The sequence below is a fragment of the Streptomyces sp. NPDC043680 genome, from assembly GCF_056436685.1.
Genome location: NZ_JBWKCE010000008.1, coordinates 215,316 through 228,996, shown reverse-complemented (window position 1 = coordinate 228,996; position 13,681 = coordinate 215,316). Strand labels below are relative to the sequence as shown.

Below are 13,681 nucleotides of genomic sequence, written 5' to 3'. Positions count from 1 at the left end.
GGCCGCCTCACCAGGCCATGTCCTCCAGGCTCTCCAGGTCCACCACCGGGACGGCGGGCTCCTTGCCGCCGGTCAGCGGCAGCTCGGCCCAGATGACCTTGCCCCGCTCGGTGTAGCGGGTGCCCCAGCGGTCGGCGTATTGGGCCACCAGGAACAGTCCGCGGCCGCCCTCGTCGGTGGTGGCCGCGTAGCGCAGGTGCGGGGAGGTGCTGCTGCTGTCGGAGACCTCGCAGATCAGGGTGCGGTCGCGCAGCATCCGGACCCGGATGGGGGCGCTCCCGTACCGGATGGCGTTCGTGACGAGCTCGCTGAGGATGAGCTCCGTGGTGAACGCGATGTCCTCCAGCCCCCACGCGCTGAGCTGCGCGGAGCTCGCTCCCCGGACGCGCGAGACGGCGGCCGGGTTCGCGGGCACCTCCCACTCGGCGATCCGGTCGGGTTCCAGCCGCCGCGTGTCCGCGATCAGCAGGGCGATGTCGTCGCTCGGGGAGGGGAACAGCAGTGCCGCCAGGACGTCCGAGCAGGCCTGGTCCGGGCTGCGGTCGGTCCGTGCGAGCGTCTGGGCGAGCAGCCCGAGGCCGGTGTCGAAGTCCCGGTCGCGGTCCTCCAGCAGGCCGTCCGTGAAGAGCACCAGCCGGCTCGCCTCGGGCAGCCGCAGCTCGGTGGTCTCGAAGGGCATGCCGCCCACGCCGAGGGGGAGCCCCGCGGGCAGTTCCGGGAACTCCACCCGCCCGTCGGGCCAGACCAGCGCGGGTCCCGGATGGCCGGCGCTGGCCATCGTGCACCGCCCGGACACCGGGTCGTAGACGGCGTACAGGCAGGTGGCGCCGGTGATGCCGGCCGGCTCCTCCGCCCCGTCCTCGGCGGCCGGGGAGAGCGCGGCGTCGTTCTGGTCGATCCGGCTGATCAGCTCGTCCAGATGGCCCAGCAGCTCGTCGGGCGGCATGTCCAGCGTCGAGAAGTTGTGCACGGCGGTCCGCAGCCGGCCCATGGTCGCCGCCGCGTGCACCCCGTGGCCGACGACGTCGCCGACGATCAGCGCCACCCGGGCCCCGGCGAGCGGGATCACGTCGAACCAGTCCCCGCCCACCCCCGCCTTGGCGGGCAGGTACCGGAAGGCCACGTCCACGGCGCTCTGGTCGGGCAGCACCCGCGGCAGCAGGCTGCGCTGGAGGGTCACCGCCGTCGCGTGCTCACGGGTGAAGCGGCGGGCGTTGTCGATGCAGACGGCCGCCCGCGCCCCGAGCTCCTCCGCGAACGACAGGTCCTCCTCGTCGAAGGCGTCCGGGGTGTCGGCCGCCCGCCAGAAGTTGGCCATGCCCAGGACGACCCCGCGCGCCTGGAGGGGCACGGAGATCAAGGAGTGCAGCCCGTAGTCCAGGGCCTGGCGGGTACCGGCCTCGTCCTGGGCCCGCCAGCCCATCGCGGCGTGCAGATCGGGCGCGAGCACCGCATGGCCGGCGTCCAGGGCCGCCGCCATCGGGGCGGTCGGCACGACGAAGCGGATGGTGTCGCCGACGGGCTGCAGCGGCTGGTCCGTGCGGACCCCGCTCATCGCGGCCCGGCGCATCTCGGTGTACGTCCCTCCGGCGGCCGAGGGCTCCTCGCCGTGCAGCACCGGCTCCAGCAGCTCCACCGTGACGAAGTCCGCGAAGCGGGGGACGGCGACCTCCGAGAGCTCCTCGGCGGTTCGCACCACGTCCAGGGTGGTCCCGATGCGCACCCCGGCGTCGTAGAGCATCTGGAGGCGCTCCCGGGCCACTTCGGCGCGGCCGGAGAGCGAGGCGAGCTCGGTGGTGTCGCGCAGGGTCATGACACTGCCGGAGGGATGGCCCCCGTACGGTTTGGTGGGGCGCACGTTGACCGCGAGGAGCCGGTCGCCCGCCAGGTGCACCTCGTCCGTCGCGACCCGCCCCGACACCAGCAGGTCGGTGGTGCGCGGGTCGAGCCCCAGCTCGGTGACGGGCCGCTGCTCGGCGTCGGCGGGGAGGTTCAGCAGCCGCCGGGCCTCGTCGTTGGCGAGCAGCAGCCGGTGGTCGGCGCTGAGGATGAGCACGCCCTCGCGGACGGCGTGCAGGACCGCCTCGTGGTGCTCGTTCATCCGGGCCATCTCCGCCTCGCCCAGGCCTCGCGTCTGGCGCCGCAGCCGCCGGCTGACCAGCGCCGCGCCGCCCGTCCCGAGCAGCAGAGCGCCCGCGGCGGCGCCGAGGAGCAGCGGCAGCTGGCTCTCCACCACGTCGGAGACGTTCGCCACCTCGATCCCGGTCCCGATCAGGCCGACCACGGTCCCGTTCGCATCCCGGACGGGGACCACCGCGCGGACCGCGTCGCTCGGCGCGCCCTTGAACACCTCGGTGAAGGGGTGCCCGGCGGCGGCCCGTGACAGGTCGCCGGTGGCGCGCTCGCCGATCAGATCAGGCCGGGAGTCGGTGTAGCGGACCCCGTCGCGGCTCATCACGGCGATGAAGTCGACACCCGAGGCGCGGCGTGCGGCATCGGCCAGGGGCTGCAGCACGGCGGTCGGATCGGGGGACGCCAGCGCCGCCGGAAGGCCCGGGGCGTGGGCGAAGGCCTCCGCGGCGGCGAGCGAGCGGTGGCGGGCGTCCTGCTCGCTGTGGGACCGCTCCTGGAGGACGAGGGCCAGGGCGGCCGCGGCGATCAGCAGCAGCACGATCACGGCCTGGAGCGCGAAGACCTGACCGGCGACGCTGTGCGTACCCGGGGACAGGCGCGACAGCAGGCCCGGGTCCCGCCCGGTCGGCTGCCGGGGCGGCGATCCCCTGGGTCGACCCAAACGTCCGGTCATGAGCCATTTCTAACACTGCCGACGGGATTTGGGCGCTGCCCGTGCGGTGATTGCCGCCGCACGGTACGCGCGCGGACCGAGGCCGACGTGCGCGGTGAAGTGCTGGCGGAAGGTGACCTCGCTGGCGAAGCCCGCGCGCCGGGCCACTTCCGGGACCGGGTGGTCGGTGACCTCCAGCAGCCTGCGGGCCTCGTCCAGGCGGTGGGTGAGCAGCCACCGGTGGGGCGTGGTGCCGGTGGCGGCGGCGAAGTGGCGGGCGAAGGAGCGCGGGGACATGCCGGCCCATCGGGCCAGCGTGGCGACCGACAGCGGCTCGTGCAGATGGCGCAGGGCCCGCTCCCGTACGGCGGACAGGGCCTCGGCGGTGCGGTCCGCGGGTGGGACGGGCCGGTCCAGGTACTGGGCGTGCTCGCCGGTGCGGAAGGGGCCCGTCACCATGGAGCGGGCGATGGCCGCGGCGGCCTCCGCGCCGTGCGCCGCCCGCACCAGGTGCAGGCAGAGGTCGATCCCGGAGGCCACCCCGGCGGAGGTCCACAGGCCGCCGTCCTCCACGAACAGCGGGGCGTCCTCGACCAGGACCGCGGGGTGGCGGGCGGCGAGCTGCGGGGCCAGCGACCAGTGCGTCACCGCCCGGCGGCCCGCCAGCAGCCCCGCCTCGGCCAGGATGAACGCCCCGGCGCAGAGCGCGGCGACCGGCACGCCCCGGGCGTGCGCCTCCCGCAGGGCCGCGAGGACCGGCTCGGGCGTCGGGTCGGCGGGGTCGGCCAGGGCCGGTACGACGACCAGGTCGGCCGTGCCGAGCCAGTCGAGCCCCCGGTCGGGGGCCAGGGTCAGCCCGCCGGGCAGCGGGATCGGGGCGGTGCCGACGGCGCACCGGCGCAGCTCGAACCGCGGGACGCCGAGGCGGCTGCGGTCGGGGCCCCAGACCTCGGTGATGACGGCGAGGTCGAAGCTGCGGATGCCGGGCTGGACGACGACGGCGACACGGTGCATACGGCCATCCTGCCAGCCTGGCAGGATCCCATCGTTTCGGGTCCCGGCCGGCGCTGTCGGTCCCGCCGCGGGCCGACCAGCATGGAGGCATGACGAAGAACGCGCCCGAGAACACCCAAGAGAACGCGAACGAGAACGTGCACGAGAACGCGCACCAGACCGAGATTGCTCACCAGACCCAGAACGCGCACGAGAACGAGGACAAGACCCGGATCGAGATCGCTCCGGAGAGCGCCCTGCTGGTCATCGACGTGCAGAAGGGCTTCGACGACGCCTCCTTCTGGGGCCCCCGCAACAACCCGGCCGCCGAGGCCAACATCGCCGCCCTGATGGACGCCTGGCAGCAGTCCGGCCGTCCGGTGGTGCTCGTCCGGCACACCTCCCGCGTCCCCGGCTCCGTCCTCGGTGCGGGGGAGCCCGGACACGCCTTCAAGGACTTCGTGGCCCAGCGGCAGGGCGGGGAGGCCCTGCTGGTCACGAAGACCGTGAACTCCTCCTTCTACGGCACCCCCGACCTGGGCGCATGGCTCACCGCTCAGGGCATCGGCCAGCTGGTGGTGACCGGGATCCAGACCAACATGTGCGTCGAGACCACCGCCCGGATGGCCGGCAACCTGGGTTACGACGTGCTGCTCCCGCTCGACGCCACCCACACCTTCGACCTGGAGGGCCCCGACGGGCTGAGCCTGACGGCCGACCAGCTCGCCACCGCCACTGCGGTCAACCTCCAGGGCGGCGGCTTCGCCCGGGTGGTGACGACGGCTCAGCTGTTGGCCGCGTCCGGGGCGGCCCAGCTCACCGCGTAGTGGCGCAGCAGCTCGTCCTCGCGGACGAGTTGCATCCCGGCCGCGGCCATGACCCGCTGGGAGGCGGTGTTCTCCCGGTCGGCGTCACCGGTCACCCCCCGGGCCCCGTGCTCGCGCGCGTGGCCCAGCAGCGCCCGCAGGGCCTCGGTGGCGTAGCCGCGGCCGCGCGCGGCGGGGACCAGGCCGTAGCCGATGGTCACCATCCCGTCCGCGTCCGCCGGGCCGTGGAAGCCCGCGCCGCCGATGGCCACGCCGTCGTCCCGCCGCCGGATCTCGTACGCCCCGAAGGGTCCGGGGTCCCCGCCCTCGGCGAGCACCCGCAGGTACCGCAGGGCCCCCGCCCGATCCCCCTCGTCGGGATACCCGGGCCCCCACCGGTCCTCGGCCCCGGGCGCCTCCGCGGCCACCGCGCGGGCCCGCTCGGCGTCCAGGGGTACGAGTACGAGTCGCTCGGTCGCCAGCTGGTCCATGGCTCCCGGCATACCAGCTGCCCCCGCCGCTCCGCAGGCGAACGGCGAAGGCCCGGCCCCCTCACGGGTGCCGGGCCTCGGCGTCGGAACGCCAGGACGTCGTACGGGTCAGCGGACGTCGTACCGGTCAGCGGACGCCGTACGGCTCGGAGAACGTCGTACGGCTCAGAGGACGTCGGCGGCGATGTTCGCCGCGACCTGCTCCAGCAGCGGACCCGCGTTCGGAATGGACTTGGCCGGGTCGGGCTCCAGGTCCGTCAGCGGGTAGGCCTTGCGGATGCCGGCCGCCTCCAGGGCCTCCTGGCCCAGCAGCAGACGGCCGCAGACCGCCACGACCGGCTTGCCCGCCTCGCGCGCCGCCGCCGCGACACCGGCCGGAGCCTTGCCGTGCAGCGTCTGCTCGTCCAGCGAGCCCTCACCGGTGATCACCAGCGTCGCCCGCTCCAGGGCCGGGGCGAAGCCCAGCACCTCCAGCATCAGTTCGATGCCGGGCCGGAAGCTCGCGCCGAGCAGCAGGGCGCCGTACCCGATGCCGCCCGCGCCGCCCGCGCCCGGGGAGGCCGCGAGCTCGGCGGCCTTCGGACCGATCGACTTCTCCAGCACCTGCGCGTAGTGCGCCAGCGCCGCGTCCAGCGCCGCCACGTCCTCCGGCGCAGCGCCCTTCTGCGGGCCGTAGACCGCCGCGCAGCCCTTCGGGCCGGTCAGCGGGTTGTCCACATCGCTGGCCAGGACGAAGTCGACCTCCGCGAAGCGCGGGTCGATGCCCGACAGGTCGGCCGAGGCCAGATCGGCCAGCGCCCCGCCGCCCGGGCCGACCGGTTCGCCGTTCGCATCCAGGAACACCGCGCCGAGGGCGGCCAGCATGCCCGCACCGCCGTCGGTGGTGGCGCTGCCGCCCACGCCGAACACGATCGAGCGCGCGCCCGCGTCCAGTGCGGCCTTCAGCAGCTCGCCGGAGCCGTACGTGGTCGCCGTCAGCGGGGCGAAGACGCCCGCCGGCAGCAGCTGCAGGCCGGAGGCTTCCGCCATCTCGACCACGGCGGTACCGTCGCGCAGCGCGAAGGAGGCCGTGACCTGCTCGCCGAGCGGTCCGGTGACCCGTACCTCCCGGCGTTCGAAACCGGCCGCAACAGCGGCCGCGACCGTGCCGTCGCCGCCGTCCGCAACCGGGAGGGTCTCGACCTCCACGCCCGGTACGGCCCTGCGAAGACCCGCCGTCACCCGCTCCGCGACCTGAACGGCCGTGAGCGAGCCCTTGAATTTGTCCGCGGCGATGAGCACGCGCGCGGCCTCAGTTACTGCTCCGTCCGTCACCTTGCTAATCCCTTGCTATCGAACAGTGCAGTCGCGCCCCCATGAGCCTATCCGGAGGATCCTCCTATGCCCATGGGTGGCCTGGGCCACACCCGGCACACCATGCCCCTATATCGGTACATGTGCGTGCATAGTGTGGCCGGATGCAGGCCGATTCCCGGAAAGGGGCACGCCCGGACGCACCCGATGCCGGCTCCGGCAGGCCCGCCCGTCCGGCCCGGAGCAGTGACCGTACGGCCTCCTGCCGGGGCGGCGAGCGGGCTGGGTAGGGTTGCCCGGTGACCACCACGGATGACTACGCCACCTACATCGCGAGCCTGCCCCGGGTGTTGGCCGGGGCCGCCGTGCTCTACCGGGACGCCGCCGGGCGCGTGCTGCTCGTGGAGCCCAACTACCGCGCGGGGTGGGCGCTGCCCGGCGGGACCATCGAGTCCGACAGCGGGGAGTCTCCGCGGGCCGCGGCCCGGCGGGAGAGCGCCGAGGAGATCGGCCTCGACCTGCCGCTCGGGAGGCTGCTCGCCGTCGACTGGACCCTCGGGGCGGGCCGGCCGCCGCTGGTCGCCTACCTCTACGACGGCGGCGTCCTCGACGGGGAGCAGCTCGCCTCCATCAGGCTCCAGGAGGAGGAGCTGCTCTCCTGGCGGCTCGTGGAGCCCGCCGAGCTCACCGCCCACCTCCTCGGCTCGCTCGGCCTGCGCACCCTGGAGGCGTACCGGGTCCTGGAGTCGGGCGAGGGGACCGTGGAGCTGGAGAACGGCCGACGGCCGCTCACCCCGTAACACCAACACCGGGCTTACTCCGAGCAGGACAGAATCGGCTGATGATCACGATGTACGCCTGGCCCAGCACGGCCGACGGACCCGACGCCCTGCCCATGGTCCACTTCACCACCGACCAGCAGGCCGGCGGTGAGGTCACCCCGGACGGGGCGCCGGTGTGGCTGTTCGACACCGCGATCCGCGAGGGCGGCTGGGCCCGGTTCACCGACTTCGAGGGCTGGTCCGTGCCCGCAGCCGGCTGGCAGGCGTTCTACCGGCGCGAGGACGACCTCCTCGCCGTCACCGGCCCGGGCGCCTGCGAGGGCTGGTACCAGGGCAACCTCGGCGCCGACGCCGACTGGGTGGCGGCCGCCGCCGACCGGCAGAGCGTGGTCCTCTTGGCCGCCCCCGTGCAGCACCCCTCCCTCTACGGTTACGCCGTGAAGGCGGGGGCCGCCTTCGCGCTGCTGGTCCCGCTCGCCGTGATCTGAAGCGGCAGCGTCCCGGCCTCGAAGGCCAGGAGCTGCACCTTGCGCTCGATGCCGCCCCCGTAGCCGGTCATACCGCCCGAGGCGCCGATCACCCGGTGGCACGGCACGATGATCCCGATCGGGTTCTTGCCGTTGGCCAGGCCCACCGCGCGGGAGGCGTTCGGCTTGCCGAGCCGGGCCGCCAGCTCCCCGTACGACCACGTGCTGCCGTAGGGGATCCGTACGAGCTGCGCCCACACGCTGCGCTGGAACTCCGTGCCCTCCAGCCTGACGGGGAGGTCGAACTCGGTGAGCTCCCCGGTGAAGTACGCCGCCAGCTGCCGGGCCACCTCGGGGAAGGGCCCCTCGGACGCGGCGACCCGCTCGCCGAAGGACTCCTCCGCCGGCCGGTGCCGCTGTCCGCTCATGTAGAGGCCGCTGAGGATGCCTTCGGTGGCGACCAGGGTGAGCGGCCCGTACGGGCTGTCGACGACGGTGTGCTGCTTGCTGTTCATGACGGGGCGTACTCCTCAGACGGGCAGGTGGTTGATGGGGTGGGTGTCGGTGGCCCACAGGTACTGGACGGCGTACGCGCGCCAGGGCCGCCACTCGGCCGCCCGGGCGGTGAGCGCCGCGGGCGTGGACGGCAGCCCGAGCCCGGCGGCGGCCCGGCGGACGCCGAGGTCCGACGGGAGGAAGGCGTCCGGGTCGCCCAGCGCCCGCATCGCGATCACCTCGGTGGTCCACGGGCCGAAGCCCGGCAGGGCGTTCAGCTGCGCGCGGGCCGCCTCCCAGTCGCTGTCGATGCCAAGGGCGAGCGAACCGTCGGCCAGCGCCGCCACGAGGGTGGTGAGGGTGGTGCGCCGGCTGCGGGGCAGGGCCAGCGCCTCGGGGTCCAGCCCGGCGAGGGTCTGCGGGGAGGGGAAGAGGTGGGTCAGCCCCCCGTCCGGGTCGGGGTCGGCCACCGGTTCGCCGTACGCGGTGACCAGCCGGGCGGCGTGCGTACGGGCCGCGGCGGTGGACACCTGCTGGCCGAGGACCGCCCGTACCGCGAACTCCGCGGCGTCGACGGTACGCGGCACCCGGCGCCCCGGGGCCTTGTCCACGAGCGGTGCCAGCAGGGGGTCGGCGCGCAGCTGGTCGTCGACGGCCTCGGGGTCCGCGTCGAGGTCGAGCATCCAGCGGCACCGGCTGATGGCGATGGTGAGGTCGCGCAGGTCGGTGAGGGCGAGCTGGCAGCCGATGTGGCCGGGCTGCGGGCTCAACGCGACGACACCGGTGCCGTGCGGGAGCCTCAGCGTCCGCCGGTACGCCCCGGCCCGCCACTCCTCGACCCCGGGCACGGCGGTCGCGGCGAGGTGGCCGAAGAGGTTGTCGGGGTTGAGCGGGGCCCGGTAGGGCAGCCGCAGGCTGATCGTCCCGGGAATCCGGGGCTTCTGCCGGCCGGCCTTCCCGGCCCTGCTCCGCAGCTCGCTCGGCGCGAGGGCGAACACCTCGCGCACGGTGTCGTTGAAGGTCCGGATGGAGGAGAACCCGGCGGCGAAGGCGATGTCGCCCATGGGGAGCTCGGAAGTCTCGATGAGGAGCCGGGCCGTCTGCGCCCGCTGGGCCCGGGCGAGCGCGAGGGGCCCGGCGCCGAGCTCGGCGTTGAGCTGCCGTTCGACCTGGCGGGCGGAGTACCCGAGCCGTGCCGCGAGCCCCGGCACGCCCTCGCGGTCCACGACACCGTCCTGGATGAGCCGCATGGCGCGTGCCACGGCGTCGGCGCGGGCGTTCCACTCGGGGGAACCGGGGGAGGTGTCGGGCCGGCACCGCTTGCAGGCCCGGAACCCGGCCTGCTGGCAGGCGGCGGCGCTGGGCAGGAAGGTCATGTTCTCGACCTTCGGGGGCACGGCGGGGCAGCTGGGCCGGCAGTAGATCCGGGTGGTCAGGACGGCGGTGAAGAACCATCCGTCGAAACGGGCGTCCTTCGACTGCACTGCCCTGACGCAGCGGTCGGTGTCGGTGTACATGGCTCCAGCATCCTGGCCCCGCCCCGGCGAAGCTGGCGATTTTCCGACACCAAGCCTAAGCCCTGCCCGGTCCCGCCCCCGTCCCATCGCCTCGATCGCCGACGCGGCCGGAGTGCCCCGCCGGGTCCCCCGGGCACGGCGACGCCCCCTGGGGCCCCGACCCCCCGCGCCCCAAACGCCGGCGGGGCTGGAATGGCTGGCGGGGGTTGGACTTGGCGGGTTGGGCGGGGGTCAATGCCGGGGGAGTGACGGCGCGAGCCGGGGGGAGGTCCCAGGGCGGGGGCGGGTGGGGGGGGTGTTGTCCGGGGCGTAGAACGTGATTTGTTGGCGCCGGATCCGGATCGCCATCGTGGTCCCGATCGGGCGCCATAAATCATGAGCCCCGGACGACACCCCACCCCGCGCCCGTCCCCGCCCCCGCTTCGAAGCCACCGCCTCCGGCCGCGCCCGCCCGGGCCGCGCCCGCTCCCAACGGCACCGCCTCCGGCCGCGCCCGCCCGGGCCACGCCCGCCCAAACGGCACCGCCTCCGCGGCAGCGCCCCGGCCAAGCCCGCCCGCGGCAGCGCCCCCGGCAGCAAAGGGCCCCCGGTGCCAGTGGCACCGGGGGCCCTTCATGACGAGCAGCGGTCGGCGTCGGCGTTACGGGAGCTGGGCCGCCCGGGCCTCACGCCGGTTGTGGCGGAACGTGTTCGCACGGCGGGTCGTCGCGAACAGCGGGATCGTCGCCGCGAGAGCGATCTGCAGCGCGCATCCCGTCTGCAGCAGCAGCTGCCCGCCCGGCGCGTCGAACGCCCACGCCGCCAGCAGCCCCATCGCCCCGACGATCCAGCTGAGCATCGCCACCGCGAGGACACCCCGCGGCTTCGGGTACTCGACCCGGCTCACCATCAGCCACGCCACCCCGATGATCGCCAGCAGCGTCGGCACGAACGGCAGCTCCAGCAGGACGATCGACACGACCGTCAAGGCCCCGAAGGGGCTCGGCATGCCCTGGAACATGCCGTCCTTCATCGTCACGCAGCTGAATCTCGCCAGGCGCAGGACCACCGCCAGCAGCACCACGATCGCCGCCAGCGCCGACATCTTCTGGTGTGCGTCGTCCGCGACCATGCCGTACACCAGCACGAAGTACGCGGGCGCCAGCCCGAAGCTGATCAGGTCGGACAGGTTGTCCAGCTCCGCGCCCATCGGCGAGCTGCGCAGCTTGCGGGCCACGATGCCGTCGAAGAGGTCGAAGACCGCCGCGAGCAGCATCAGTATCACCGCGGTCGCCGCGCTGTGCCGGGCCATGCCGGACTCGCCGCTGCCGGTGAGGTGCGGGATGAGGATTCCGGTGGTGGTGAAGTACACCGCCATGAATCCGCAGGTGGCGTTGCCGAGGGTGAGCGTGTCCGCTATCGACAGCCGCAGGGACAGCGGCATGTCGTCTTCTGCGGACTCTTCCTCCGCGGCCTCCGGGATCCAGCCTGTGGCCGGGGTCTCAGGGTCAGTCACGGTCAATTCGGGTCACCCCCGCGGTGGTGGCCTGCCCGACCTCGACCGCAACCTCGACGCCCTCCGGGAGGTAGATGTCGACGCGGGAGCCGAAGCGGATCAGACCGATGCGTTCACCCTGCTCCACCTTGGTACCGGCCGGCAGGTACGGGACGATGCGACGCGCGACGGCGCCGGCGATCTGCACCATCTCAATGTCGCCGAGCTCGGTGTCGAAGTGCCAGACAACGCGCTCGTTGTTCTCGCTCTCCTTGTTGAACGCCGGGACGAAGCCGCCGGGGATGTGCTCCACGGACGTCACCGTGCCCGCGAGGGGCGCGCGGTTGACGTGGACGTTCAGCGGGCTCATGAAGATCGCGACGCGGGTGCGCCCGTCCTTCCACGGCATGATGCTCTGCACCACGCCGTCGGCGGGGGAGATGACACGACCCTGGGCGATCTCACGCTCGGGGTCGCGGAAGAACCACAGCATGCCCGCGGCGAGCGCGGTGGCGGGCACGGCCGCCGCGGCCCAGCGTCCGGACTTGCGGGCCCGGGTGAGGCTGAGCGCCGCGGTGGCGACGGTCGGCAGAAGCCACGGCGATGCTCCGCGTGCGAGACGTCCACCGAGGATGCCGACGCGAGGTGCAGAGGTTTGGCTGTGGGGCATGGATGACCTTCGTAGCGGGTGATTGCCGCGCCGCAAACAGGGGGACGGGACGGCGGCTTTACTGGAATGCTATCGGTTGCGCGCAACAACTGGGCAAGCCAGAAGCCGAGTCGATGGCCGTCGGCCAGTGACTGCAAGTGACACTTTTGCGGCGAACCCACGGAGGATTCGCCGCAAAAGGGACTTTCAGCCCTGGAGTCGGTACTCCTCAAGCAGGCGTCGCCCGATGATCATTTTCTGGATCTCGGCAGTACCTTCACCGATCAGCAGCATGGGGGCCTCGCGGTACAGGCGCTCGATCTCGTACTCCTTCGAGAATCCGTAGCCGCCGTGGATGCGGAAGGCGTCCTCCACCACCTCTTTGCAGTACTCGGAGGCGAGGTACTTCGCCATCCCCGCTTCGAGGTCGTTTCGTTCCCCAGAGTCCTTTTTGCGTGCTGCGTTCACCATCATTGCATGGGCGGCCTCGACCTTGGTAGCCATCTCGGCCAGCTTGAACTGGATGGCCTGGTGCTCGGCGATCGCCTTGCCGAAAGTGTGACGTTGCTGGGCATAAGAGACACCGAGCTCGAAAGCACGCTGAGCGACGCCACAGCCACGCGCCGCCACGTTGACGCGGCCGACCTCGACACCGTCCATCATTTGGTAAAACCCTCGGCCGGTCTGGCCTCCGAGCACCCGATTGGCCGGAATGCGCAGTCCGTCCATGATGAGCTCGGTGGTGTCGACCCCCTTGTAGCCCATCTTGTCGATCTTGCCGGGGATGGTCAGGCCCGGACGGACCTCACCGAAGCCCGGCTCCTTCTCGACGAGGAAGGTCGTCATCGACTTGTGGGGCGCCGTGCCCTCGGGGTGTCCTTCATCACTTCGCACGAGGACGGCCACCAGCGTGGAGCTGCCGCCGTTCGTCAGCCACATCTTCTGGCCGTTCAGGACGTACTCGTCCCCGTCCTTCACCGCCTTGGACGTGATGGCCGACACATCGGAGCCCAGCCCCGGCTCGGACATCGAGAACGCGCCGCGGACCTCGCCCAGCGCCATGCGCGGCAGGAAGTGGTCCTTCTGCTCCTGCGTGCCGTGCTGCTTGAGCATGTACGCCACGATGAAGTGGGTGTTGATGATGCCCGAGACGGACATCCAGCCGCGCGCTATCTCCTCCACGCACAGTGCGTAGGTGAGCAGCGACTCACCCAGGCCGCCGTACTCCTCCGGGATCATCAGCCCGAAGAGGCCGAGCTCCTTGAGGCCGTCGACGATCTGCTGCGGGTACTCGTCGCGGTGCTCCAGCTCGGTCGCGACCGGGATGATCTCCTTGTCGACGAACTCCCGGACGGTCTTGAGGATCTCCCGCTGGACGTCGTTGAGCCCGGCGGTCTGGGCGAGTCGGGCCATGGCTACTTCCCCTGTTCCTTCAGCTGGGGGCGGCCGGGCTGCTCGCCGCCGCGCTCCTTGATGTACGTCTCGGTCGGGACCATCACCTTGCGCCGGAAGACGCAGACGAGGGTGCCGTCCTGCTTGTAGCCCTTGGTCTCGACGTAGACGATCCCGCGGTCGTCCTTCGACTTCGACGGCGTCTTGTCGAGGACCGTGGTCTCTCCGTAGATGGTGTCGCCGTGGAAGGTCGGCGCCACGTGCCGCAGGGACTCGATCTCCAGGTTGGCGATGGCCTTCCCGGAGACGTCGGGCACCGACATGCCCAGCAGCAGCGAGTAGATGTAGTTGCCCACGACCACGTTCTTGCCGAAGTCGGTCGTGTTCTCGGCGTAGTTGCTGTCCATGTGGAGCGGGTGGTGGTTCATGGTCAGCAGACAGAAGAGGTGGTCGTCGTACTCGGTGACCGTCTTTCCGGGCCAGTGCTTGTAGACCGCCCCGACCTCGAACTCTTCGTACGTGCGTCCGAACTGCATG

Annotated in this window: 13 protein-coding genes; 3 read left to right on the top strand and 10 right to left on the bottom strand. The window is 72.6% G+C overall.

All coding sequences use genetic code 11. The annotated features are described in order from the left end of the window. Positions 1 to 7 precede the first annotated feature (7 nt). Complete coding sequence (locus AC0666_RS19055) at positions 8 to 2,806, bottom strand: SpoIIE family protein phosphatase (protein ID WP_478707969.1); 2,799 nt, start codon at positions 2,804 to 2,806, stop codon at positions 8 to 10. A 9-nt stretch (positions 2,807 to 2,815) separates the two neighbouring features. Then, complete coding sequence (locus AC0666_RS19050) at positions 2,816 to 3,799, bottom strand: GlxA family transcriptional regulator (RefSeq protein WP_478707968.1); 984 nt, start codon at positions 3,797 to 3,799, stop codon at positions 2,816 to 2,818. A 212-nt stretch (positions 3,800 to 4,011) separates the two neighbouring features. On the opposite strand from AC0666_RS19050, the gene AC0666_RS19045 reads away from it, so the two are divergent. Continuing rightward, complete coding sequence (locus AC0666_RS19045; RefSeq protein WP_468969576.1) at positions 4,012 to 4,605, top strand: cysteine hydrolase family protein; 594 nt, start codon at positions 4,012 to 4,014, stop codon at positions 4,603 to 4,605. Here the strand turns inward: AC0666_RS19045 and AC0666_RS19040 are convergent. Both AC0666_RS19040 and AC0666_RS19035 read right to left on the bottom strand, forming a co-directional pair. Then, positions 4,563 to 5,075: a GNAT family N-acetyltransferase gene (locus tag AC0666_RS19040; RefSeq protein WP_478707967.1), complete on the bottom strand. Its 513-nt coding sequence runs from the start codon at positions 5,073 to 5,075 to the stop codon at positions 4,563 to 4,565. The two genes, AC0666_RS19045 and AC0666_RS19040, sit on opposite strands and share 43 nt — an antisense overlap. A 165-nt stretch (positions 5,076 to 5,240) precedes the next feature. Continuing rightward, the gene (locus AC0666_RS19035; protein WP_478707966.1) at positions 5,241 to 6,389 is read right to left on the bottom strand and encodes a glycerate kinase; all 1,149 of its coding nucleotides are present in this window, start codon (positions 6,387 to 6,389) and stop codon (positions 5,241 to 5,243) included. Positions 6,390 to 6,667: 278 nt separating this feature from the next. On the opposite strand from AC0666_RS19035, the gene AC0666_RS19030 reads away from it, so the two are divergent. Beyond that, complete coding sequence (locus tag AC0666_RS19030; protein ID WP_468968738.1) at positions 6,668 to 7,168, top strand: NUDIX domain-containing protein; 501 nt, start codon at positions 6,668 to 6,670, stop codon at positions 7,166 to 7,168. 41 nt (positions 7,169 to 7,209) lie between these two features. Then, positions 7,210 to 7,638, top strand: coding sequence for a hypothetical protein (locus tag AC0666_RS19025; RefSeq protein WP_478707965.1), 429 nt, complete (start codon positions 7,210 to 7,212; stop codon positions 7,636 to 7,638). Here the strand turns inward: AC0666_RS19025 and AC0666_RS19020 are convergent. The 6 genes from AC0666_RS19020 to AC0666_RS18995 all read right to left on the bottom strand — a co-directional run bounded on the left by AC0666_RS19020 (position 7,581) and on the right by AC0666_RS18995 (position 13,680). Next, on the bottom strand, positions 7,581 to 8,132 hold the full coding sequence (locus AC0666_RS19020) for a methylated-DNA--[protein]-cysteine S-methyltransferase (protein ID WP_478707964.1): 552 nt from the start codon (positions 8,130 to 8,132) through the stop codon (positions 7,581 to 7,583). The two genes, AC0666_RS19025 and AC0666_RS19020, sit on opposite strands and share 58 nt — an antisense overlap. A gap of 15 nt (positions 8,133 to 8,147) precedes the next feature. After that, positions 8,148 to 9,629, bottom strand: a complete 1,482-nt coding sequence (locus AC0666_RS19015; protein WP_468968746.1) for an AlkA N-terminal domain-containing protein — start codon at positions 9,627 to 9,629, stop codon at positions 8,148 to 8,150. Between the two features lie 640 nt (positions 9,630 to 10,269). Further along, positions 10,270 to 11,091, bottom strand: a complete 822-nt coding sequence (pssA, locus tag AC0666_RS19010) for a CDP-diacylglycerol--serine O-phosphatidyltransferase (protein WP_356846406.1) — start codon at positions 11,089 to 11,091, stop codon at positions 10,270 to 10,272. A gap of 25 nt (positions 11,092 to 11,116) precedes the next feature. Further along, on the bottom strand, positions 11,117 to 11,773 hold the full coding sequence (locus AC0666_RS19005; protein WP_361711415.1) for a phosphatidylserine decarboxylase: 657 nt from the start codon (positions 11,771 to 11,773) through the stop codon (positions 11,117 to 11,119). Positions 11,774 to 11,959: 186 nt separating this feature from the next. Continuing rightward, positions 11,960 to 13,165, bottom strand: coding sequence for an acyl-CoA dehydrogenase family protein (locus AC0666_RS19000; RefSeq protein ID WP_356846342.1), 1,206 nt, complete (start codon positions 13,163 to 13,165; stop codon positions 11,960 to 11,962). Between the two features lie 2 nt (positions 13,166 to 13,167). After that, on the bottom strand, positions 13,168 to 13,680 hold the full coding sequence (locus tag AC0666_RS18995; RefSeq protein WP_356846341.1) for a MaoC family dehydratase: 513 nt from the start codon (positions 13,678 to 13,680) through the stop codon (positions 13,168 to 13,170). Position 13,681: the final 1 nt, after the last annotated feature.

Coding starts and splice junctions, on each gene's coding strand:
- AC0666_RS19015 (WP_468968746.1), bottom strand. CDS start 9,629: ATGTACACCGACACCGACCGCTGCGTCAGGGCAGTGCAGTCGAAGGAC.
- AC0666_RS19020 (WP_478707964.1), bottom strand. CDS start 8,132: ATGAACAGCAAGCAGCACACCGTCGTCGACAGCCCGTACGGGCCGCTC.
- AC0666_RS19005 (WP_361711415.1), bottom strand. CDS start 11,773: ATGCCCCACAGCCAAACCTCTGCACCTCGCGTCGGCATCCTCGGTGGA.
- AC0666_RS18995 (WP_356846341.1), bottom strand. CDS start 13,680: ATGCAGTTCGGACGCACGTACGAAGAGTTCGAGGTCGGGGCGGTCTAC.
- AC0666_RS19055 (WP_478707969.1), bottom strand. CDS start 2,806: ATGACCGGACGTTTGGGTCGACCCAGGGGATCGCCGCCCCGGCAGCCG.
- AC0666_RS19050 (WP_478707968.1), bottom strand. CDS start 3,799: ATGCACCGTGTCGCCGTCGTCGTCCAGCCCGGCATCCGCAGCTTCGAC.
- AC0666_RS19025 (WP_478707965.1), top strand. CDS start 7,210: ATGATCACGATGTACGCCTGGCCCAGCACGGCCGACGGACCCGACGCC.
- AC0666_RS19000 (WP_356846342.1), bottom strand. CDS start 13,165: ATGGCCCGACTCGCCCAGACCGCCGGGCTCAACGACGTCCAGCGGGAG.
- AC0666_RS19040 (WP_478707967.1), bottom strand. CDS start 5,075: ATGGACCAGCTGGCGACCGAGCGACTCGTACTCGTACCCCTGGACGCC.